Raw genomic sequence first — 22,076 nt, forward strand, 5'->3', positions numbered from 1 at the left:
CCTTTGAGCTTGTAAGTTATGTTAATACACCAGTTCAGGGTAGAGATAACCAATACAGAATATCAAGATGACATAAGCAATGGATCCGGATAAAAAGTACCAGTCGGACCGCTTCATTTTCAAATAAGATAACTTGATCTTCTTCACTTTCTTATTATTAAGCCCGTAGCTAAATCCCCGAGTCTCAAGAGCTTCAATCGTTGTTCGAGAACGTTTAGCTGTGTTCAACATGAGCGGGTAAAATGCCAGAATGACGATTCGCAAATAATACGTTATTGTTCGCCAGTAGAAAATTCCATGTTGAAGCGGTCGTTGCCCTCTCAATCTAAAGGAAAGTAGAATTTGATGGAATTCCTCCAGTAAAGTAGGCAAAATACGATAGCCATAAGATAAGCTGAACGCAAAGGTATCAGGGATTCCTAAAGACAGTAAGCCGTCACTAAGTCGTTCCGGATCAAGACTAGAGAAAACCGTAATACTCGCCAGCGAAATCACCGAAAGCTTAAGCGTCAGTGTCAGCATAGGCAGCAAGGATTCAATCCCCCCGCCGAAAAAGAGCGACAATATAAACATCCAGCCAATCTGGCTGATTAAGCCGAGACATAATATAAAAATAATATAAGGGCTGACCCGGGAGAGAACAGTCGTTAAAACCATAAGCACGAACATCCCTAACAGGATTGTCCGGTTATGTACAAACCAAGGCACGATGGCAAAAAAGAGATACCAGAGCAGCAGGGTTCGCGGGTCCAGCCTGCCCAGAAAAGTACTGCTGCTGTTATATGCGGTTCCTAGTAACTCCAATTTGATTTGTTCTACAGATATACGGTCAAGTGCCCGTTTAACGGCTTCCATGGATTGCAGCTACCTCCTTCTTTTCCACTAAACTCACAAACTCTTCTAAGCTACTGCAAATTCTAGGGAGACCGAGCATACGACTTAGCTCCATCAATTGGGTCTGAGCCAGACCCGCACGCCGTAAAAGAAGGCCGTCAGCGAAAATTTCATCCTTCGTCCCATCCGCGATTATCCGCCCTTGATGCATTACAATTATTCTGCTGGCCCATTCTGAGACAAGCTGCATATCATGAGTTGCGATGACGACCGTCTTCACATGATTACGAAGCGTCTCCAGCACATGTACCATTTCTTGTTTGGTCGAAATGTCCAGATTAGCTGTCGGTTCATCAAGCAGCATGATGGCGGGCCTAACCGCGGCACCAATCGCCAAGGATACCCGGCGCTGCTGCCCGCCACTTAGCAGTCGGGCATCCCGTTCAGCCAGCTCGCTTAAGCGAAACGCCTTTAGCATCTCATCCACTCTTTCATCCGTATCTGGTAATTTCCGCGCCTTCAGATAATAAGCGATTTCCTTACGCACAGAATCCTCGATAAACATTTCCTCCGGATTCTGGAATACGTAAGCTACCGTACCGGAGAGACGTTCAGGCGGCAACCCGTTCACCGTCATTTCTTTAACCTTTACGGTTCCAGCTGTAGGTCTGACAATACCAGCAATCAGCTTCATTAATGAAGATTTACCTGCTCCGTTGTTGCCAATAAGAGCAATGGACTCTCCCTGCCGCAGTTCTAGCTGAATTCCATTCAGTACAGGATGCAGCACCTTATGAATCGTACGATAAGAGAGGTGGACATTCTCCAGCTGAACGATAGAACTTTCTTCTTTTGCTGCTATGGGGAGCTGCTCTTGAATTCGTCCGATTGGAAGTGTCTCCACATTAGCATCCTGACGAAGCATCATGCGGGTACTGCCTTCCTCAGCATTTAAGGGAAGCAGCTTTGACTTCTGATCATCAGGCTGTAGCAGCCAAGCCGCCCGGGTCACATCCGGTGGGTAAATGCCCAGCTCTAGCAATTCTTCTACAGATGACAAAGCTTCACGCACAGGCTTCTGCCAGCGCATTTTACCCTGATCCATCAGGACAACATTTTTACAATAATCCGCAATAAATTCCGCATGATGCTCAATCACTACAATGGTCTTTCCATGCTCTTCATTCAAACGCTGCAAAATATCATAGATATGACGGGCATGCTGCGGATCCAGCTGGGCTACGGGTTCGTCGATCACCAGAATTTCCGGATCCATAGCTAATGCTCCGGCCAGAGCGAGCAGGTGTTTTTGCCCACCACTTAACTGCCAAATAAATTCATGCCTCAAGTCACTAAGTCCGGTTAACGCCAGCGCACGCTCTCCCCGTTCCTTGTAATCCGTAAATCCATAATTCAGAGGTGTAAAAGACACATCATCAAGTACCGTCGGCCGTACCAATTGATTCTCGAAATCCTGATAAACATAACCGATACGTTTGGACAGCTCTGCTACACTTTTTCCATCCGCAGATTGGCCGCAAACTGTCACCTCTCCACTGAAATCACCCGTGTAATAATGAGGAATTAAGCCATTGAAGCATTTGCAGAGTGTAGATTTCCCGGAGCCATTACTGCCGATGATCGCAATAAAATCCCCTTCTCCCAGTCGTAAGTCTACGTCTTGCAGTACTGGTTGTTCAGCTCCCGGATACGTAAAGTTAATTTTGTTCAATTCAAGAATTGTATTACGCATCTGCTTGACCCGCTTCCTGTCTTTTTCGTGCCGAACGCCGAAGCAGTGCAATAATCGCCGTTGCCGCTACTACAGCCGCTACCAACATACTGAGCCAAATCAAGGTCTTTTCATTCGATTCCGCCCCTGCAAGCTCAAAATCACCGAAGTTCCAGCCCGATTCCGATAACAATTCTGACCCCACCGCTACCATTACTAGAAAGGTTCCGGCAATGACCAGCTTAGGAGATAGCCATGCTCCTGTTGCATATTTCATATTCCGCTCACGTGGCTTCATGCCGAGCAATGGTTCAATTTTTCCATATAAACGCGGAACCAGATACATGGTAGGAATCAGCGCGAACAAAATGCCGGAGAAGAGGACATCATTCAGGAACCCTACTCCCTCAATTACAACGATACTTTCTGCCAGCCCTTTAACAGCCTCTAGCTCTTCTACCCCTACCCATACCTTCACAATATCTATAACGGAGCTAAAAAACTGGTGAATCGCCACGCCGGTAATCGCAGCCACTCCAACCTGTCTACGATTCTTCGGATCAGTTACCATGCGGCCTGCGGTATACATCGCCAGTGAGAAGGTAATGAATTTCTCCAGCTCCCCTAAACCTCCAAATTGGCCTAACATCAATTCCCCGAAGATTACCTCACCAACAGCTGCTCCGACCGCCGCATATAAGGGGTGAAACAACATACATAATGTCAAAGGAATAAAAGCGAAATATTCAATGGATAATTCAATCGGGCCCAGTTTGATCCCAGGCACTAGCTCGGTAAACATATTGGACAACCCGTAAAGCGACATCGACAGTACAAAAATCATCATTTTTTGTGACTGAGTCAGTGTGTAACGCGTTTTTATCGTGCTCATGAAATATTTGGCCTCCCAATAAGAATTTATCTTCATTATAAGAAGGCCATGTCATCACAGCTTTTTTCATTTGTTAAATGAGAGTAATATTTTTTTCAATATTTTTAACGTTGTAAAAATATTTACAACATATTCGCACGTTATATTCTATCTATCGCATCATCATAGGAGGATTGAGAGATTGTATAAAGATTGGAACCATCGCGCTTTTTCGCCTAATCAACGGATAATTGCCGACTTTATTCAAAAAAATGAGCAACGCGTGGTCTATATGACCGAACAAGAAATGGCAGACGAGCTGCATTTGAGCATCGCCTCTGTTTCACGTTTCTGGAAAGCTGCGGGGTACAAACATGCCAAAGATTTTAAAAACCGGCTCCGTTTCCGCTTTGAATCCACACCTTCTGTAAAAATGCGTGATGCCATGCAGCGATCAGACGATACCTCACTCCCTCAACTGCTGCTGGACAATTGCTCACATCATTTGCAAGAAACACGCCGCTATTTAAACGACGATGTACTAAAGCGTGCAGTAGATGCAATATCTACAGCTCGGATTATTTATGTATACAGCCCTGGCCCTTGCGCCGGATTAGCCGAGCTAATGATCTATCGAATGGCGCGTTTTGGTCTTCAAATGAAAAAAATGGCCCCCAGCGGCCATGAGCTGCTAGAGACCTTAATGCATGCTGACAAACAAGATGTCTTGCTTGTCTTTGGATTTGTGCAAATACTGCCTGAGATTGAAGTCATACTGAACCATGCACGTGAAGTAAATTACCAGGTCATCCTGATCACAGATAGACTCGTCTACCCGCGATCCCAAGATGCAGATATCGTGCTTTATGCCGGGAGAGGTGAGGTTTGGGAGTTCCACTCCATGGTTGGCCCCACCTATATTATTGAGAATCTGATCCTTGGAGTGGGATTAGCGAACAGGGACAGTAGTCTAAGCAAGCTGGATAAATTGCAGCAAATGCGCGCGCAGTATGGGGGGAAGCTCCCGCGGAGTTAGGTTTAGATTTGACTGCAAGGTGAAGAAATATTTAATTCATTCCTAAAGCTTCTTTAATTTGTGGGATAGATAAACCGTTTGCTTTCATTTCTTTGATCCAAAGAATGCGCGCGACGGTTTCTTCTCTTTTATATCTGCGTGTTAAGTTCTCCTCTGCCTGTTCAAAGGGCAGCATGCCTTCTTCTGTGTAATGTTTGAGTGTACTATAACGAGCATTTGTGATTCTTACTAATTCCCCTATCGATACATATTCTGACGCCATAATATTCTCCATGGATCGTTGTCTAGACATTGATAACCAACTCCTTTACAGCGGGCGCTTCGGAATAAGACGCACACCTTGAATTGGCACTTTCATCATTACAAAATGTGGGATCGCATCGTAGAGCAAATTATCAATTTTAAGAGTCGCAATCGATCCTCTCTCCAGCACCTTAACTTCATGTCCATAGGACATTAATCTTGTAATAACTGCGTCTAACCTTTGATTAGAATTATCAAACCAAGACTCTGTTTCTATAAAGACAGCTCGTGATCGCTCTAGGGCAGGGAAGATAAGATTGAGACTGCTGCCGATAAAGGTCTTCGCAAACTTTGTCTTCAATGCTAAAAAACGTTTGATGCCTAACTCAACTCCCTGGCGGATTTGTATAGGAAACAATGCCTTTGCCCATAAGTTACTTTGGTATAGATCATGTAATTTGATATTCACCTGTTCTAATTCGTTCAGTGAGAAGAAATCTTGCATACATCCACATTCACGAAGTAGCCATAGCATACAAATGACCTCATCCGTAACTGGTCCCTCTTCCAAAATCTCTGCCCGCATATTCTCTGTAATGCTCGTGTACGCCTCCATATTACTGCGATAGGCTCTAATTTCAACTTCAGCAGAATCAAAATACATGTCGCTCCCTATCAGGCTTGGTATATCTTCAAGCAAATTCATGGCTTGAAGATCATCTGAAATCGCGGTTTCGAACTTTTTTAGTTGATGGTTAGACTTCCTCGAAGCCTTCTTTAACCACCAATTTAGGTCACCCGTTACCTCAGCACTATTATGAAGTAAGGGTTGTAGAACAGTTTCTCTATAGAGTGTTGAATAAGATTGATCAAGTGCTTCTTTGTGCAAAGTTAACTTGTTCTCTGATTGTGTAAAACATCCCTCTAAGTAAAGCTCCAATATAACCGCTGCTGCCATGCAGCGCAAAGACACTTTCTTAACAGTAGTCATCTGAAGACTTCTCTGTGCATTAAGCGCGATCAATGAAAAACTTGGTGCTAATTTAAGATCCATCATAACCATCCACCCCTATCCATTAATTCCTATTAACAGGATGATATTTATTCCGTATGGTGAGCGTTTGATTTACTTACTACTTACTACTTACTACTTACTACTTATCACTTACAATACACCATCTTTACAATAATTGTCAATGGTTTGGAATAACGTAAAGGAGGCCCTGCCCATAATGGTCAGGCCCCGATTTTATAGACACTAAAAAAAGACCCTAGGCTATAAGCTGCTTCCGGTAATCAACCAGGGTAGCTTAGAAACAGGAGGATCAGTTCTAACGGGAATTTATGTAGCCAATGAAGCAATTGGAGCATCCGGCTGGTCTCAAAAAGAAGTCGACTTGTTAAGTTAAATAAAGAAGGCTGGCCATGTGAGCCTGCCTTCTTTATTCACACGGATCAATAAGTAAATTGGTTAACTCTAGATTTTCAACCTTGTCTTCTTTGACGACAAAGGCAAGGGAAGGATGATAGAATCCTTCGTCAAGCTTGGTACCGTTCAACCAATAATTAACAACATCTACTACTTTCTTTTCGCTGCGGGATGCCTCAGGGATAGCTGCGATGATATCCTTTTCACTGCTTCCGATACCGATATTTTTATCCGTCCTAAGCGAAGAAAGAGAGCTAATCGGTATATCAACTACGCCTCCGACTGGCTTAATTTCTCACTACGGTAAAACTGATCGTCAAAATTATCTTTTTCATATAACCAGCGGATGTTAGGGGGTTCCCCCCACTTCCGTCATCCGTTTCGAATAAATTCCCGCTCCGCTTTTTTCAAATGCTTTAATGAATTTTCGAAAGAATATGGAAACTTAGCCCTAAGTTTAGAGAGTTTTTCAACCTCTCCCATAGCGATAGCTTCCTTAATAGCAGGAACCAACTTCGCTTGAATAATGCCCCAACTTTCTGCCTGAAGAAGTTCGTCTATCAACATATGCGGTTTGGAATGATATTGTTCAATTTTTGTTCTCCTCTTCTCGATTTCTACCCTCTAATAGCTCTATCTTTATTTTTTCAAGACATAGCTTCTCCCTTAGAGTGTATAAGTTCATCCTTATGTTCTAATACTTCTATTATCATAGCAGCCCCCGTTCTGAATCCGAGAGTATAGGCGGAAGCGGATGAGATAGAGTTCTGCATGCCACTCAGATCCAAGGCTTGTTCAATCATAGTAAAGTCTTCTATAGATAACTTTGCTTTTAGGATGTCCATAAACTCTGAGATTAGCTTGGAGTTCTGTATATACTCGGGATCGCGTAAACACAAAAGTTCACTTGGACAGATTTTCCCGTAATATAAATCCTCCAAAAGACTCACCAGTCATCCCTCCCAAATCATCTCTTCAATCATATTAGCGAATTTATCGCTAAAAATCAATAGCGAATAATTCGCTAAGATATGCTTGCCTTGGAGGTGTTTAGTATGTATCAACGTATCCGAGATTTACGTGAAGATAAAGATTTGACTCAAACCCAAATGGCAGAGTATTTGCAATGCAGCCAGCGGATTTATAGTAATTATGAACGCGGTGATGTTGATATTCCCACGGCTATTCTGATTAAGCTAGCAGATTATCATAAGACGAGTACTGACTATTTACTAAACAGAACGAACCAAAAAACTCCTTACTCTAAAAGTTAAATTAAAAGAATGAGTAGATATCGCAGTTTTCAAAGGATTTCATCCTTATGCTGATGAGCATTGTACACAGGAATCCGTGATTTACGCGAAGACAAAGATCTGACACAGCAACAAATAGAGGAGCTTTTATATATTACACAAGCCACCTACTCCCGCTATGAAAATGGAAATTTGGATGTTCCGAGCGCCGTTTTAATTACGCTAGCTAATTTCTAAAAAGTAAGCATCGACTATATTTTAGGTCAGACAGATAATTCCAAATGCTATCCCAACAAATAATAATCCGCAGCACAAACAAGCTCCTGTGATAATCACAGGAGCTGTTCACGTTTAGGCTAAAAATAGCCTGAAATTAGGGGATGCTCTTAGATACCGCTCAGGCCAGCAAGGTACGGGCTACCTGATCCACAATGTAATTAATACCTGTCGGTCCGTAGCAGCCGATCCATGTAGCGGCATCTACCGGGTATATATACGGCCGCTCATCGGAATCCAACATCCCTCGGACGCTTTGCTCTGTCGCAGATACCCCCTCCTGCATCATCTCGTTACTAAGTAAAAAATAATGGCTGGCATGCACAGCTGGCAGTCTATCAACTGTAATATGATAAGCCGTGTCGGAAGTGTCTGCGACAAATAGCGGAGCAGGCAGACCAAGATCACGGTACAGCACGGCACCTGTGCGATGGGAGGCAGTATGTACCCGTACCAGCGACTCACGCGGACGGATCAAGGCCACGCTCTGACCCGCCAGCGCCGTTGCAAGCTGCTCAGACAGCAATGCTGTTCGGCGCAGGTAATCCGCAATAATACGCTCCACCTCTGTCCGCTTGTCCGTCAATTCACCGAACAGGCTCAAAATCGTCTGCCAGCTCTCATTCCGTTGAAACATTAGGGTTGGCGCAATCCGGTTTAACCGTTCATAATGCTGGGCATGCACCTCAGTACAGACAATCAAATCCGGCCGCAGCCGTTCGACAGCTTGCAGGTCCGGGTACTCATAAGTTCCGAGCATTTCCGTTGTCTTAAGCCTTTCCCTGATATATTGGGGGAATTTTAACGCTGCACTGCCCGTTCCTACACTCCCTGCCGGTGATATCCCAAGCGCAAGCAAATGGTCTGCATATTGAACGTCGAGTACGGCGATACGCCTCGGAGAAGCGGTGACGCAATATTCGCCTCGCATATGACAAATTACCGGGCCTTGCAGCGACTCGTACGATGAGGCCAGGCGATCCGGCAGCCCAGAATATGCTGAGAGAGCACCGATCCCTGAAGCGGCAGTGCGCCTGTAGATCTGCGGGGGAACTCCGTGATATTTCTTAAATGCCCTGCTAAAGTAATACATGTCGCGATAGCCCGTTTTTTCTGCGATTTCGCCGATGGTAGCATCCGTATGACGCAACATCCGCTCGGCACTCTCCATCCGCAGCTGGATTACATATTCCATCGGTCCTAGTAACTTCTCCTGTTTGAATCGCCGCTGTAACTGTCTTGTACTGCATCCGGCAAGCGCTGCCAGCTCCTTAAGCTCCAGCTCCTGACGATAATGCCCCGCTATATAGGCAGCGACAACATCCACCATATCCGCCTCTGTGCCTTTCTGACCACATTCATACTCCATAATAAGCTCGTAAAGCATTCCTTGCAGTAGCGCATTCGCATGGAAACGCTCCAGCCCTTCGCCCCGGCTCCATTTGGCTTCGATTTGTTCCGCAGTCTGATGCAGTTCAGCCTGGAGCACGGGACGGTGAACAAATGATGTGCGTAACGGGTGATTACGCTGCGGAAACAGAACATGGGCAGCCCCCAACATTGGAAAAGCCTTGTACATAATAACGGTATAATGAATGGATTCTGATCCAGCAGTCAAAGTAAATGCTGATCCCTTGACTACGTGACAAGCGAAATAGGCCTGGATATGACAAATTTCGCCATTCATCACAAGCCTACCTTCCCCGCCGCCTGCCAGCAGCAACACATTGGCTGTTAATCCGGTTTCGCTCATAACGCCGCCGGGTGGCAAAGTACCGCTGCGCACATCAAGCATCTTGATCGTTGTATCACTCCATAAACTTGCCTGTTCTTTCAGCGGCATTTCTCTCATCTCCTGACAATAGCATCCTCTGTTAAACGGGCGCACTCGAATAGGATTACATGCTTTAGTGAAAGCGCGTCCGCAACATAAGTGAGTGCGTTGCTGTTGTCATTTTAATTGAGATTCATTCTCATTGTCAATTTTCGGACATTTTCCGCAATATTCCGCCGACATCCTGTAATAAAAACAGCAGGTGATACGCTTGTTTTTTGCAACCGGAGCCAGGTCATTGTTCTCTGTGAACCGGGTAAACGGATTGCGTCTTGCGCCGAACAATTGTCCGGGAGCTATCCGGGTCAGGAAGGCAAAATCGGCTTGCATTCGTTGCCTCTCTTGCCCAAATTCACCTGTTCCAGGAGAATACAACGGGGCAACGCGTACCATAATATTCTCCCAAAGTACTGCCATGGAGACGGGACCAATTACAGCAAGCGTGTGCAGCATCGGCGCAAGACGTACCGCGAAAATTTCCTCTACGATCTCTTCTCGCCAGGCTTCCCTGTCTTCCGGTGCCGCCGTCGCTCGAAGCCCGTTCAGCGCAAGGAAAGGAAAACGCGTATCCCCTTTAAAAGCTGGGGAAGCCGGATGATAGAGGAAGCAGTTCTCCAGCGGGATGGAGACTTCCCGGTTATGAAGGGTCATAGCGGTCAGCATCGGTGCGATCCACAGATAACCGATCCGCTTGGCCAGCATGGAAGCGGCAACCTGCATATCAGGCGCACCGATATAACCTTTAAGCCAGCTTACATATTCGCGGCATGCAGCTTCTTCGTGCAACTGGCTAAGGGCAATTGTACGAACGTTGCCTTCAGGTAGTTCACCTACCCACAGACGGTATTCCTCCGCCATTTGCTTCCAGGTGGCAGACGACAGATAGTTGTCCATTTTAATGCGATCCCAACAGCGCTTCCGCGGTTTGATCTACAATAATATTGAGGGCAATTGGCCCATAATAAGCGATCCAGAGCGTTGAATTCACATTGTATACGCGGTTATTTTTAACGGCATCATGAGATTTCCAGACCGGACTGTTCGCCATTGCCTCTGCCTCTTTGGCAAACAATTCATCCGATAACAGGAAATAGTGATCTGCTCCAATATCAGCGATGGTCTCCATCGAAATTTCAACGGAGGTATCATCTTTGATCTCCTGAACGAATGCAGGGATATTCAATCCCAAATCCTCATAAAGAATGCTTCCGGTCCGATGTTCGGGACCGTGTACGCGAATACCTTCCGGTCTTGGGCGAATCAGAGCTACCGTTTCGTCGCCCAGCTTCGCCGACAGCTGCTCCCGCAGTCCGACGATTTTGTCCTCGTAGGCTTGACGCACTACCTTCGCCTCCGCCTGCTTGCCCGTTATCATACCGATGGTAGCCGATGTATCCCGCCAATCTTCATAGAAGTCGAGTACTATTGTGGGCGCAATTTTACTGACGCTGTCATACACCTGCTCCTGAAAATCGGTCATCAATATAAGATCCGGATTCATCGCTACAATAGCTTCAAGATTGGGCTCATCGCGTGTGCCCAGGACCTTCACATCACCCAATTGTTCACTTAAATATTCTGGAAACTTTGCATCTTTCGCTCCAGCTACAACGCTGCCTGCCGGATGCTCGCCTATCGCTAACAATTGATCGATGAATTTCACATCAAGCGCGGCGATGACCTTCGGCTTCTCAGTCAGCGTATATTCGCCCTTCATATGCGAGATGGTAACCGGGAAGGCTGCAGTCTGAGCCTGTGTCTCAGATGTAGGTGACGGCTCGGCTGAAGCAGATGGCAGTGCGGCAGTGCCCGCATTTGCTCCCCCTCCAGTACCGCAAGCCGTTAGCACAAGTACCAGCGCCATCATCCATATCATTAATAGTCCTGCTTTTTGGGCAGCATCTACCTTTCTACCGGTTGCTTGCCTCTTCTTTGTTCTTTTCATGCTGACTCCCCCTTATGTATGATAATGATTTTCATTATCATATCAATAAAGTGAGTATAATCTATCTTCATACTCTATTTCCATGTACTTTTGCGACATTGCAGCAGGATTAATGCGACATTGCACACCATAGGAACGACTCAGGAGAATCGCGACTGACTACAAAAATTCCACACAAGCACCTAACTCCCTAATTTTAACAAAAATTTCTTTGCTCCAGTTCTACAAATAGCCAACACAGTCGATGGTAATCTCGCTCAATTCAAGCTTTTCCTTCTCCAGAAACTGATCATCGAGCAATCTGGCTACTTCAGAAATGGTTCTCCCATTGCACTCCCTGCTTTTTCCCAAAATGAAAAAAAGCATCTTTGTTTTACACAAAGATACCTTTTTTCATTAAAAGCTTATGGCTCAATCCCCCACACAAGCTGACCATTCATATACCCGGTGACCTGTTCATTGTTGATGAACTGACTGCTGGATGCCTTGAACGAATAATCATTAACCTGGTTGAAATTGGACCAGTCGGTTTTGGAGAAACGGGTTTGAATTTCTGCGCTCTGACCTGGATTAAGTGTTCCAGCCGAACTCGTGAAACCAATTTCCAAAACATAATCTGCACTGGCAACAGGAGTCGCCAGCTTAATGAAATTGCCGGTTAGATTCGCATTTCCGATGCTGGCCCAGTCGATCCAGAAACTCTGATCTTTCTCGCCATCAATCGTATAGTAATACCGGACCTTCACATCACTTAGTTGAATCGCTGAATCACCGGTATTGACTACTTTGATTTTGGGTGAAATCCCGTTAGTGGAGGCACTTGTGTTGCCATTAAAAGCTTGGACCGTCAAATCTCCAGTGGGTACTGGAACACTGCTATCCGTTACGTTCACTGTAAGAACAGCATTATTTCCTCCATTAAAATGAAAGGTTAGGGTATTCTGTCCCAGCGGAAGCGTGGAAAGATAGGATTTTTTCAGAACAACAGCAGTGCTTGATGCCGTATAATCCTGACTCGCTAAAAGTGTGGAATTTCCATTTGTGATACTTGCAAGCTGGTGTCCATTTAAGGTAAGGACTACGGAAATATCCTGGGTTAGATTCGCCGCTTTATCAAATGCAGCGCTCACGGGCGCAATGGATGCGCTTGGCGTGGTATCGACAATTTTCACTTTTAATACGGGATCTTGTCCTTTATTAAAATCAAAGATGATCGAATGCTCGCCAACCGGCAGTGTCGCCAGAAATGCTTTTTTGAGCATTAGCGTATTTCCACTCAAGGTATAATCCTGAGTCTCTATTAATGTATTTGCGCCTGCCCGGAGAGCGGTTAACGTATTGCCGTTTAAATTCACGGTGATGGCTTTGTCACTCTGATTGGAGGCATTTTTATCAAATTCGACGTTTGCAGGTGTGATAGACGCACTTGGAATTGGATTGTTAACCTTCAAATCAGGCAGCTCATCGAGCGTGATTACATAATTGCTTTGGTACAGCGTTGTTAAGGTGGCCGGATAATTAAAGGCGGAACTCATGAGATGCTCACCATACCACGGTAAGAAATAGAGCCAGCCCGATTTTTCCTCTGTCAGATTCTGAACGCTTGGAACGGTGTCGTTCTCCGTCATGGCTACCATTTTCTTACCGCCGGTTAAATCAACAAGCTGATAGAAAATCGAGGTAATCGCGTCCTCATTGGGAACACCAGACAAACCGTCATAGCGGTTATAGATCGTATTGTATTTATCATAGCCTACAATATCCACCTGATCATCGCCGGGATACCATGCGGGAGAAGTGCTGTACACGTAGCTGTTGTAGGTCCAGATCAAATTGTGCAGACCATACGTTTCTGTAAGTTCGGTATAGAGCAGGTCCCACAACTGCTTGTACACCTCCGAGCCTGCCGAAGCCCACCAGAACCATGCACCTTCTCCATTCAATCCGCCGTTGCCCTCCGCCTCATGGAAGGGTCTGAAGATAACCGGCACGTTGTTATTTTGCAGAATCTGCAGTTGCTCCGCCAAATCCCCAATGGCCAGTTGTACATATTGGTATTCTTTCGTACCTGGAACTACCGCATTAGCTGTATTAAAATTGGTTTCTGTCGGCTTGTAGGTGGCTTTCTTCCAATCCACAAATTCCCCGAGCTGATAGGCAGTGAAATCTCGAGGTACAGTGATATGCCAGCTGTTTGTCGCGATCCCGCCCCGGTTATTCACCCAATCGATCATCCGGGCGGTCGTACCATCCTCCCATCCGTAAAGCGGATTGTAATTCATCAGATCAAATCCGCGGATCGCCGGATACTTTCCCGTTAAATTGTGAATCCAATCAAACTCCAGCTCGGAATTGCCGTCATTTCCGCCTCCGTAAATCTCCTGCTGGCCGGAGATCATATGATTGCCGTAAACCTCCGTTAAATAATTCATCAGAAGCTGAGTTTCCGGAGTCGCTTGAGTATCGCTGAGGACAGGTTGCACATCCAGGGGATCAAGATCGGCATAATCCACAGTGAAGGTATCAAAATAAGCGAAACCCCAGCCAGCCTTCAGTTGAATAGTGTTGCTGCCTTGATTCAGCTTGTGATAGCCAAAATCGAAATTCGACCATGTGGTCGTATAGGGCAGCATATACGACCCCTTCGTAACGCCGTTAACGGCTAAAGATTGAAGCCTGCCGTCAGCACTGAGCTCCTGCATATAACGTGTGGAGATCGTATACATGCCGGTTTCTGGGACAGTCACTGTGAAGGAAATTGTACCGGAATTCTGCATCCAGACAAATCCGCTTCCAGAGTATCCGGGTTTGGGCTGTCCGTAAATTTGGGTCGTCACTTGAAGATCGGAGGTGAGCTGAGCGTTTTCGCTTTCAATTGTGAAAAGTGCGTTGTCTGCATGAACGGGCGGCGCTGTCATCAATCCAAGTAGCAGAGTAAATGCCAGCATCATTGTGATTGCCTTCTTGAGCAAATTTTTCATTTCCACCTTTCCTCCCTATGTTAAATATGGTAAATAAAAGTTTAATATACCATCTCTTGGATGCGCTTTCATAGATAAGATAGCATATATTCCATATTTTGTAAATCTATCAAATCGAGAAAATTTCCACATGCAAAAAAACTCCCACCAATATTTATTAGGAGGAGTTAAATAACATTGATTCATACAAACAACTCATCAATGACAGGTAAGTGTGGGTCAATAAGTAGATACAGATAAATATGTGTGTTATCACCAAACGGGATAACACACATATTTTCTGAAAAAGAGAACCTTCTCCATGTTATTTAGGTGTTGCAGCATATATACAATGAATTTACCTTGGTTTATATATTAAATTATATTAAAGAATGTAATAAAATCGTTACCCAACCTTTAAAAAGGCTCTTCCTAATTAAGGCATGAATTTGAAAAAAGACACTTCTTTAATTCTTCCACGTACTACCTAGAGTGAACGGAATAGGTTTAACATTAGGATTATCTAACAATGTAATCCGGTGATGATCAGTATATCCACTATCTGAATTTAAGCAACACTTTTTATATTTTATCCCCGAACTACAAGGACATAAATCATTTCTTCCTATGTCCCTATATTCTGGATTTTTTTCTTTTAAAATATCAACATACCAATTATCATAAGGTTTTTTAAGATTTGGCATTAACTTTTCTAACATAAAGTAGTTATATTCTTTATCTTGAGGAAACAAAACAGTATATTTGTCAAAGGGATTCGTAACAATCGAAAATCCTAAAATTTCAAATTCTTCAACAATTCTACTACACATTTCTCCCATATATACTTTTCCAACTTTATGTCCACAGTGTTTTCTAATTGTGTTGATTTCCCCACAAATAGAACAAGATTCTTTTTTAACAATTGATTCTCTACTCGTAAAATACTCATAGGGAAATAACTTTTCATATTCCTTAATTATGTTTTCTGTAAATTTTAAATTATATATATTTTCAGAATAGTTGAAATTTTCTCTTAAAAATGAAAACTCAATACCAATTTTCTCTAGTATTTTCCATGATTCAAAGTAGTTATTGTATTTATTTTCTTTCAGTAGATAAAACATATCGATATACATTTTTTGTATATTGCATATTGTTTCTAAGCACCAAATTTCATTAGCTAACTCTTCATTAAAAGTATTTATTGCTTGTTTCTTTAATTTTTCTAATTTGTCAAATATGTTATCATCAAATGCTATCTTTTTAATAGCAAGATATTTCTTTATATTTTCTATTGACAAAATAATCACCTACTTAAGTATGTGCTCATCCACACTTTTCATTGCACTCTCAAAGTTTTCAATACTTCCTTCATAACGAATGGTTTTTGACTTACCATTTGTTTCAACAGTTATACTAACATTAGCATTAATATCTTTTTTATTATAATGTTTCAATTTATCATATAAATAATTAGTAATTAAACCTACTACAATTGCGTATGCAGAACTATTAACAATAATTTGAGCAATATTAATTACATCAGCGTGCAACTCTAGCTCTTTATACTCTTCGTCGGAACTACATATTTCAACAGTAATTGAATTGCTAAGAGTGTTCTCTTTAAGGTAATCATATAGTTTATATGTTTCTTCTGGAAAAAGGTAGTCACTTCTATCTCTAAAACCCTCGTAGGGCAATATTAAAATATCAGCTTTTTTTATCGTATCTATCATTTCCTGTGGTGTATAATCTTTTTTGTAAATGTCAGAAAATGTGTACTTCCCATCAATAATTTCAATTTTTGATTTTTCGCTACTTTCGTGTTTCATAGATATATTCCTCGTTTCGATCTGGAATTAAATTGCTCCTTAAGATTTAATTCTTTACAACTAAAGGTATACCTAACTCCATATTTGTTCAAAGAGCATTTGTGTGTATTATAGCACAATTAAAGATCCCTTTTGGAATATTATTCAAAGCTGTTTACGATTTAGATACCTATAACAAACTGTCAACTCCACCCGATTCCCTTCCCGATTATACTCAATCCGCTCCACTAGCTTCTTCAACGCCCTATTCTTCTCTTCACTCGTCACCGCGACGCTCCATTTCTCTCTAAATCTATCAATCCACTCATGTATCAGTCTAATGACAACAAAATTTCATGAAAAGTTGATTCTTATGTGACAAATTAAAAATTACTTCTACCTAAAATTAAACTCGGTTCCGCTTCTACTAAAGGATTGATCAAATTAAATTAGGTTACCAAAAAATCGTTTCTTCACTACTCATTTCCGATGTTTTCTTTTCATATAATCCAGAAATGACAACCCGCTATTCACCACATTAATTACTTCTGTAAATTCCAGTGGAATAGCCATTGCTTTCCCACCCATCTCAAAATCAACTAGGACTACAATTGATGGCATATTAACAGACGTTTCTCTGTAAATGCCTTCCAACCCCTTAACATACTTTCTTTCAACGCCTATTACACGCTCTTTTATCTCAGAGTCTTCATTAATTGGATTTAGAGCAAGATAAAATTCAGCTTTCGCCTTAGTATCGAAAAATAATAAATGATCCTCTCCATTTATTTTTTGAGTTCTCATATTCCCGGAATTAACTTCGTCCATAAACTCCATTATCGCCCAAAACGGTTCACCTTTTGATGTAATCAAAGGTAAAAATTTGAAGTGCGGTTCTCTTTGCAATTCTTCTTTCTTAGCGCGTCGAGCTGCATCTGCCTTTTGGCTGTCAGTCATAGACTTTAATAATCTAATAATTTTGTATACACCTAAGAAGTCCTCACAATTCAGTATTGCATGATTTATCTCTGGTCTTAAATCAAACATACTTGGACCATTCCACGCACACTTTTCATGAATAATATGAAAATTACCTAAATTTTCATTAGATAAATCATTTTTATCAACCCTTAATACAATAGTAACCTTATCTTCTGTCACTATTTTAGTGTTGCAACTAATACATAGAGGTTGATCGCTCTTTGAATAAGTTTCACTCCAAATCTCACGCTCATTCTTAAACTGACTTTGTTTAAAAGTAATTAAGAAAATCGGATATTGACGAAGGTATTCATCGCATATATAAGAATTAAACGGTTGAATTAAATCAATAATTAATTTTGTATGCCACTTTGATATCTCATAACAATAAATATATTTCATTAAAGCATTGTTACTTATAGAGATATATTGGATTTCGTTAGAATCTTTAGTAACGAGTATTACCCCTATTCTAAGTAATTCCTGAAAATGTGAAAATCCATTATCAACTATTGACAAAAAATTCAATAGTAAATCGAACTCTAAGTTTTCCCTCTTTTCTTCGACCATCTGTTTTACAATCTTTATTAGGACAAGCCTAGTCATATCTGGCGATGAGGTCTGACCGAGCTTCTGGTGCAGCCATTTTTTGTACAGCTCTATTTCAGTAATTTCGCTCGCAATTTCTTGATCTTGATACACCTCAGCAAGCATTCTCATTAGAAAGGGTTGCTTTGCCAACTCTCTACTCTCGCTTTTCAAACTCCCCTTAATTCTAAATGTTTTTTTATACCGTTCCCATAAAAAGGTCAATTCCTTTTCGTCCAGCTTATCAACATAAACACCTTTCCTGTTTAGATAAGACAAGTTCCTTGACGTATAAATATTTTCTCCAAAAGAATTTAGCGAACCCTTAAAATGAGTCAAGCTGCTCCAAATATCATTAGATTCATCAGTTGTTTTACAGGATATAATCAAATGAATATTTGTATCTTGAACTTTTTTTATTAGATCGTTCAATTCATTCCGCAGTTCCATCGTGTTGGGGTGCTCATCTAAACCATCAATTACAATAAAAAAGCGTTGCTCCCCATTATTCTTAGTAATATCGTCAAATCTTCTGATTAATTCTGCTAAACTGTATTCCTTGTCTAGTAAAAAGTGAAAATCCTCTTGGATTGAAGTTATCACTCTCTGATTTAATAAGCCTGCGTTATAAAACAAAATTGGAAACCGATCTCGATATAGTTGCCATAATGAGTATAAATAATTAGTTTTTCCATATCCCGAATTACCGATTATTGCATAAATCTTGCTTCCCGACTTTAAAAAGTTCTTAAACTCATCTATGTATTTGGCTCTGTTACAATGAAGTTCATCTATAATACTTTTACTTGAAAGCTTTTCTGACTTTATATCCTGAAAATTACGTTCGCTCTGTAGCTGACAAAAGCGAAGAAGATTCGTTCGATCTAAACCAATAAAAGTTCTAAGAGCCACTTCACGGATATCTTCTGGCATTGTTAGGTTATAACCTGCAGTGACGAAGTTACTCTTGCTCAAATCAGAATTAGTTAATTCATTTTTTGTTATGGTATCAAAAATTTTTGTCATTTTTCCGTTAGTTACTACACAATAAGGAGCAATTTCATCAAGTAACCGAGCATAATTTATGGCTTGTTCTTTATCTCTGTCATTAAGCGTGTGATTCTCCCTCTTAACTTCAACTAAAATAACATTTGTCAACCTACCGTTCACTAAAGCTTTATAAAGTATATCTGAGTAAACATTTTTAGCTATTTCTTCCCCTATCTTCACCCCACCTTGTCGTGGAATATTTATTGTCAAATGTGTCTCAAACTCTACATTGTCTGTTAATAAACCTATTTTGGAGAAAAACGGGACTATAACAGTATTTTTAACTTGCTCTTCATTCATGTATTTATTTCCCATATACCACCCTCATCCTCCCAGTCCTATATAATTATGATTCAACCGCTCTCTAGCAAGTTACTGGCAAACTGCAAAACAGAAAATTCACTTATCTTTCGAATTGAAGAATTATCATACTAAATTATCTCCAATCCTTTTAATACGCTATGATATACAATATGGGAAATTCGACAAATTTCCGGTTTATTCCTTCAAATCAAAACATTTTAGTGTAGACTCTGTTTATCCAACTTTCTATTAGGTCTATTTAAACCCTAATAAGCCGTGCCATAATCCAGCACGACTTCATCAAAGGGTAAATTTAAATATGTTTACTTATAGCAAACCGTCAACTCCACCCGATTCCCTACGAGAACACAATAAGAGTAATCTCTATGAGTTAACACAAATGTACAAAGGTATCGATCAATATAATATACACTCAACTTGATAACTAACGGCTTCGTGTTGAACTTCGCTGCACATTTCTTCTCACCAATAAATTCCAGATAAATATTCCACTGCGCCTGATTAGGAGTACATGACTATAGTTATTAAAAGCATGTTTGATTTTTTTCGATAATCACCAAGCGAAACTCCATCGCTTTGGTTTATTTTGGTATAATAAGTAAACGTTAAAGAAAAAAAGATATAATTCAAATACCTGAATCAACTTCATAATTCATAAAATCGCAAATTAACACAAGCCAAATTGTGACATTAAACGAAGAATATTCGAGTTTGGACTGATTTCCCAACTATAAATAGCTCTGAACACATGCTATAGTTCGGTTTTCTGCTGCAAAAAAATGTTTGTGGAATTGATTCACCTAAAATTAAATTCTTACAGATGGGATTCTTACTCATCTAGGAAGGCTGATATTTATGAAGAGAAGTAACCAGCACAAAGATTTACAAGGAAAATGTTTGGAGTTAGTCAATCAAAATAATACTATTAATGAGCGATTTGATATTTCAGGCAATGCCTTTAGATTAAATCGAGAGTCCATTTTAAACAATACTAAAGCTAACTTTACAAGGAAACAACTAACTGTATTTGAGAAACAACTTTCCTTTAATGGTTATTTGTTCTCACTTCTTGAAGAAATTCATCGCTTTGCATATTTGGCATTAAGTGAAGTTTTTATGTTTGAAGAGCGTCTCAAACACAAAGATGACACAACATTCTTTAGTTCACGTTATTTCTTAAATAATTCATTTATACATATAATGGGTTCATGGGAACGTACACTCCGTTTTTCCGGATTCATTTATGGGTATGATTATTCAAAAAAATCTGGAAAATCCTCTGATGTGTATAAAGCGTTAAAGAAAATGGATTCTTATAAATCTAGTGAGTTAAGCAAGATTATCGAGTCTCTTAAGAAAACAGGTTATTTCCCAACAGTGGAGGATTTTAGAGAAAGTAATGATCATCGTTTATCAAAACATGTTGAGGTTGAGCAAGATGATGACTTGAAGCCAGTAGCATGGTCTTGTTACGAAAATGGAAAATCGCTGTATGAAATTGTTATACTATTTATAGATCAACTCTCAAGAGAATCGTATATATATAATGAGGCTATAGATTTGAATATTTTAAATTGGGAGACCAAACTCGATACAAAAAAACTTGAATCTACCGTTCCTAATGAGTTACAGAATCAATTGCTTGAAGATCGTTTACAGAATAATAGTAAGTATATTAATTCCGCTATTTCTGTTTTCAAAAAAATGAGGCCCATCATTAACAAATTCCTTATTGAATTAAATGACCAGTCAAAATTTATTTTACTTCACACGGATCTAGTTTTTAGACTACATGAAGCGAACAGATCTTTAAATTTTGCATACTCTCTCATCCAGAGATCCATCAATAAAAATACTGAGCTCGATGAAGAATTTGTATGTTTTCATAACATGAATTACGCTTATTTTATTGATTCAGCTATATTTAGAATTTATGCAACTTTCGATAAAATCGCAAACATATTAAATACTTACACTGAAGCAGGATACAAAAAAGTTACATTTGAACAATTTATGCGCAATTATAAGGGTTTCCAAAATGATACAGTTCTGATGAAGTTAGCAACATCCCTATTTCTTGCTGCTGAATATAAAGAATTATCACAACTAAGACAACACAACTTTCACTATATTACAAAGGAAAGTTTTATTAATATCCATGATAGTGAGTGGAGTAATATGTATAACATGATCCTAGCTAGCAAAAACATTGAATTACTTAATGAGATAGTATTTGAAATTATGAGTCTCTTTATTAATAAAACTACTCGTTCTTAACGATTTATTGCCTATTTAATTATATAGATAACAGCCCATTAGTACTTTATTTAATGTAGAAGAGAGCTCTAATCACTAGAACTCTCTTCTACATTAATTTTAGAGCTTTTATTTATAATCTACCGTCAACTCCACCCGATTCCCTTCCCGATTATAAACAATCCGCTCCACCAGCTTCTTCAACGCCCGATTCTTCTCTTCACTTGTCACCGAAGCGCTCCACAACTCCCTAAACTCCCCTATCCGTTCATATATCTGATCAACAGTCGGATAATTCCCTTCATCTACTACAACCTTCCGCAAATCCTTCAACTCTTCCTCCAGCTTCTGTATCTGCCTTGAACGAACAGCCTTTCGCTCTAAAAACACTTGTTTCGTTATCATGTCCTCTTCATACGATTCATACAGCTTGTCCAATGCCCGCTTCTGCTTTTTCAACTCCTGCTCTTTGACCTCAATGATCGTCTGCGTATCATTATAACGACTTCCATGCAATTCAATCTCCCGTAAAATGTTTGGGTCTACATGAATAATCCGATCATACAGAGCATTGAAAAAATCGGCATCCATTACTTTGCCACGCTGTTCACATTTGCTGCCATCTTTGTACTGGTGATAGCACAATGCACTCC

Annotated in this window: 19 protein-coding genes; 4 read left to right on the forward strand and 15 right to left on the reverse strand. The window is 40.9% G+C overall.

The window, feature by feature from the left end; all coding sequences use genetic code 11:
- Window positions 1–21: 21 nt before the first annotated feature.
- The 3 genes from NSS82_RS20640 to NSS82_RS20650 are packed head-to-tail and all read right to left on the reverse strand — an operon-like array spanning window position 22 to window position 3,458.
- Entirely contained in the window at window positions 22–855 is an 834-nt protein-coding gene (locus NSS82_RS20640) for an energy-coupling factor transporter transmembrane component T family protein (protein WP_038572018.1), read from the reverse strand.
- Complete coding sequence (locus NSS82_RS20645) at window positions 842–2,587, reverse strand: ABC transporter ATP-binding protein (RefSeq protein WP_340961045.1); 1,746 nt, start codon at window positions 2,585–2,587, stop codon at window positions 842–844. The genes NSS82_RS20640 and NSS82_RS20645 overlap by 14 nt, the downstream gene beginning before the upstream one ends.
- Window positions 2,580–3,458 carry a cell division protein FtsQ gene (locus NSS82_RS20650; RefSeq protein WP_076272344.1) on the reverse strand — a complete coding sequence of 293 codons (879 nt, stop codon included), beginning with the start codon at window positions 3,456–3,458 and terminating at the stop codon, window positions 2,580–2,582. The genes NSS82_RS20645 and NSS82_RS20650 overlap by 8 nt, the downstream gene beginning before the upstream one ends.
- Before the next feature lie 181 nt (window positions 3,459–3,639).
- Between NSS82_RS20650 and NSS82_RS20655 the strand changes: the two genes are divergently transcribed.
- A complete protein-coding gene (locus tag NSS82_RS20655) occupies window positions 3,640–4,473 on the forward strand; it encodes a MurR/RpiR family transcriptional regulator (RefSeq protein WP_076136357.1) in 834 nt (277 codons plus the stop codon).
- A 31-nt stretch (window positions 4,474–4,504) separates the two neighbouring features.
- Here NSS82_RS20655 and NSS82_RS20660 read toward each other — a convergent pair whose 3' ends face one another.
- The 4 genes from NSS82_RS20660 to NSS82_RS20675 all read right to left on the reverse strand — a co-directional run bounded on the left by NSS82_RS20660 (window position 4,505) and on the right by NSS82_RS20675 (window position 7,095).
- Window positions 4,505–4,765, reverse strand: coding sequence for a helix-turn-helix domain-containing protein (locus NSS82_RS20660; protein WP_036688642.1), 261 nt, complete (start codon window positions 4,763–4,765; stop codon window positions 4,505–4,507).
- Window positions 4,766–4,780: 15 nt separating this feature from the next.
- On the reverse strand, window positions 4,781–5,773 hold the full coding sequence (locus NSS82_RS20665) for a hypothetical protein (protein WP_076136356.1): 993 nt from the start codon (window positions 5,771–5,773) through the stop codon (window positions 4,781–4,783).
- A 744-nt stretch (window positions 5,774–6,517) separates the two neighbouring features.
- Window positions 6,518–6,712, reverse strand: coding sequence for a hypothetical protein (locus tag NSS82_RS20670; protein ID WP_076100343.1), 195 nt, complete (start codon window positions 6,710–6,712; stop codon window positions 6,518–6,520).
- 80 nt (window positions 6,713–6,792) lie between these two features.
- Window positions 6,793–7,095, reverse strand: a complete 303-nt coding sequence (locus NSS82_RS20675) for a DUF6809 family protein (protein ID WP_076100341.1) — start codon at window positions 7,093–7,095, stop codon at window positions 6,793–6,795.
- A gap of 105 nt (window positions 7,096–7,200) precedes the next feature.
- Between NSS82_RS20675 and NSS82_RS20680 the strand changes: the two genes are divergently transcribed.
- Window positions 7,201–7,419 (forward strand): helix-turn-helix domain-containing protein, encoded by a 219-nt coding sequence (locus NSS82_RS20680; RefSeq protein ID WP_076100339.1) that lies wholly within the window; start codon window positions 7,201–7,203, stop codon window positions 7,417–7,419.
- A gap of 60 nt (window positions 7,420–7,479) precedes the next feature.
- A complete protein-coding gene (locus NSS82_RS20685; RefSeq protein ID WP_076100336.1) occupies window positions 7,480–7,635 on the forward strand; it encodes a helix-turn-helix domain-containing protein in 156 nt (51 codons plus the stop codon).
- Between the two features lie 160 nt (window positions 7,636–7,795).
- Here the strand turns inward: NSS82_RS20685 and NSS82_RS20690 are convergent, their stop codons facing one another.
- The 7 genes from NSS82_RS20690 to NSS82_RS20720 form a co-directional block, all read right to left on the reverse strand.
- Complete coding sequence (locus NSS82_RS20690; RefSeq protein WP_076272345.1) at window positions 7,796–9,517, reverse strand: helix-turn-helix domain-containing protein; 1,722 nt, start codon at window positions 9,515–9,517, stop codon at window positions 7,796–7,798.
- A 108-nt stretch (window positions 9,518–9,625) separates the two neighbouring features.
- The gene (locus tag NSS82_RS20695) at window positions 9,626–10,366 is read right to left on the reverse strand and encodes an IucA/IucC family C-terminal-domain containing protein (protein WP_256718425.1); all 741 of its coding nucleotides are present in this window, start codon (window positions 10,364–10,366) and stop codon (window positions 9,626–9,628) included.
- 37 nt (window positions 10,367–10,403) lie between these two features.
- Window positions 10,404–11,453 carry an ABC transporter substrate-binding protein gene (locus tag NSS82_RS20700; RefSeq protein WP_036688650.1) on the reverse strand — a complete coding sequence of 350 codons (1,050 nt, stop codon included), beginning with the start codon at window positions 11,451–11,453 and terminating at the stop codon, window positions 10,404–10,406.
- A 404-nt stretch (window positions 11,454–11,857) separates the two neighbouring features.
- Window positions 11,858–14,434 (reverse strand): glycosyl hydrolase, encoded by a 2,577-nt coding sequence (locus NSS82_RS20705; RefSeq protein ID WP_076272347.1) that lies wholly within the window; start codon window positions 14,432–14,434, stop codon window positions 11,858–11,860.
- 446 nt (window positions 14,435–14,880) lie between these two features.
- Window positions 14,881–15,714, reverse strand: coding sequence for a YecA family protein (locus NSS82_RS20710; RefSeq protein ID WP_340961040.1), 834 nt, complete (start codon window positions 15,712–15,714; stop codon window positions 14,881–14,883).
- Window positions 15,715–15,723: 9 nt separating this feature from the next.
- The gene (locus NSS82_RS20715) at window positions 15,724–16,245 is read right to left on the reverse strand and encodes a hypothetical protein (RefSeq protein WP_340961038.1); all 522 of its coding nucleotides are present in this window, start codon (window positions 16,243–16,245) and stop codon (window positions 15,724–15,726) included.
- Window positions 16,246–16,704: 459 nt separating this feature from the next.
- Entirely contained in the window at window positions 16,705–19,143 is a 2,439-nt protein-coding gene (locus tag NSS82_RS20720; protein ID WP_256718369.1) for a type I restriction enzyme HsdR N-terminal domain-containing protein, read from the reverse strand.
- Window positions 19,144–20,022: 879 nt separating this feature from the next.
- Between NSS82_RS20720 and NSS82_RS20725 the strand changes: the two genes are divergently transcribed.
- The gene (locus tag NSS82_RS20725) at window positions 20,023–21,444 is read left to right on the forward strand and encodes a Cthe_2314 family HEPN domain-containing protein (protein WP_076271973.1); all 1,422 of its coding nucleotides are present in this window, start codon (window positions 20,023–20,025) and stop codon (window positions 21,442–21,444) included.
- Between the two features lie 108 nt (window positions 21,445–21,552).
- Here NSS82_RS20725 and NSS82_RS20730 read toward each other — a convergent pair whose 3' ends face one another.
- On the reverse strand, window positions 21,553–22,068 hold the full coding sequence (locus NSS82_RS20730; protein ID WP_076271974.1) for a hypothetical protein: 516 nt from the start codon (window positions 22,066–22,068) through the stop codon (window positions 21,553–21,555).
- Between the last annotated feature and the right edge of the window lie 8 nt (window positions 22,069–22,076).

Origin of the sequence: Paenibacillus sp. FSL H7-0735 (assembly GCF_038008505.1) — a bacterium.
Taxonomy (GTDB): Bacteria; Bacillota; Bacilli; order Paenibacillales; family Paenibacillaceae; genus Paenibacillus_AQ; species Paenibacillus_AQ odorifer.

What these genes read in the sequence shown, in the direction of transcription:
- NSS82_RS20640 (WP_038572018.1), bottom strand. Translation starts at nt 855, where the DNA reads ATGGAAGCCGTTAAACGGGCACTTGACCGTATATCTGTAGAACAAATC.
- NSS82_RS20700 (WP_036688650.1), bottom strand. Translation starts at nt 11,453, where the DNA reads ATGAAAAGAACAAAGAAGAGGCAAGCAACCGGTAGAAAGGTAGATGCT.
- NSS82_RS20690 (WP_076272345.1), bottom strand. Translation starts at nt 9,517, where the DNA reads ATGCCGCTGAAAGAACAGGCAAGTTTATGGAGTGATACAACGATCAAG.
- NSS82_RS20720 (WP_256718369.1), bottom strand. Translation starts at nt 19,143, where the DNA reads ATGAATGAAGAGCAAGTTAAAAATACTGTTATAGTCCCGTTTTTCTCC.
- NSS82_RS20660 (WP_036688642.1), bottom strand. Translation starts at nt 4,765, where the DNA reads ATGTCTAGACAACGATCCATGGAGAATATTATGGCGTCAGAATATGTA.
- NSS82_RS20650 (WP_076272344.1), bottom strand. Translation starts at nt 3,458, where the DNA reads ATGAGCACGATAAAAACGCGTTACACACTGACTCAGTCACAAAAAATG.
- NSS82_RS20680 (WP_076100339.1), top strand. Translation starts at nt 7,201, where the DNA reads ATGTATCAACGTATCCGAGATTTACGTGAAGATAAAGATTTGACTCAA.
- NSS82_RS20715 (WP_340961038.1), bottom strand. Translation starts at nt 16,245, where the DNA reads ATGAAACACGAAAGTAGCGAAAAATCAAAAATTGAAATTATTGATGGG.
- NSS82_RS20665 (WP_076136356.1), bottom strand. Translation starts at nt 5,773, where the DNA reads ATGATGGATCTTAAATTAGCACCAAGTTTTTCATTGATCGCGCTTAAT.
- NSS82_RS20670 (WP_076100343.1), bottom strand. Translation starts at nt 6,712, where the DNA reads ATGTTGATAGACGAACTTCTTCAGGCAGAAAGTTGGGGCATTATTCAA.
- NSS82_RS20705 (WP_076272347.1), bottom strand. Translation starts at nt 14,434, where the DNA reads ATGAAAAATTTGCTCAAGAAGGCAATCACAATGATGCTGGCATTTACT.
- NSS82_RS20725 (WP_076271973.1), top strand. Translation starts at nt 20,023, where the DNA reads ATGAAGAGAAGTAACCAGCACAAAGATTTACAAGGAAAATGTTTGGAG.
- NSS82_RS20695 (WP_256718425.1), bottom strand. Translation starts at nt 10,366, where the DNA reads ATGGCGGAGGAATACCGTCTGTGGGTAGGTGAACTACCTGAAGGCAAC.
- NSS82_RS20645 (WP_340961045.1), bottom strand. Translation starts at nt 2,587, where the DNA reads ATGCGTAATACAATTCTTGAATTGAACAAAATTAACTTTACGTATCCG.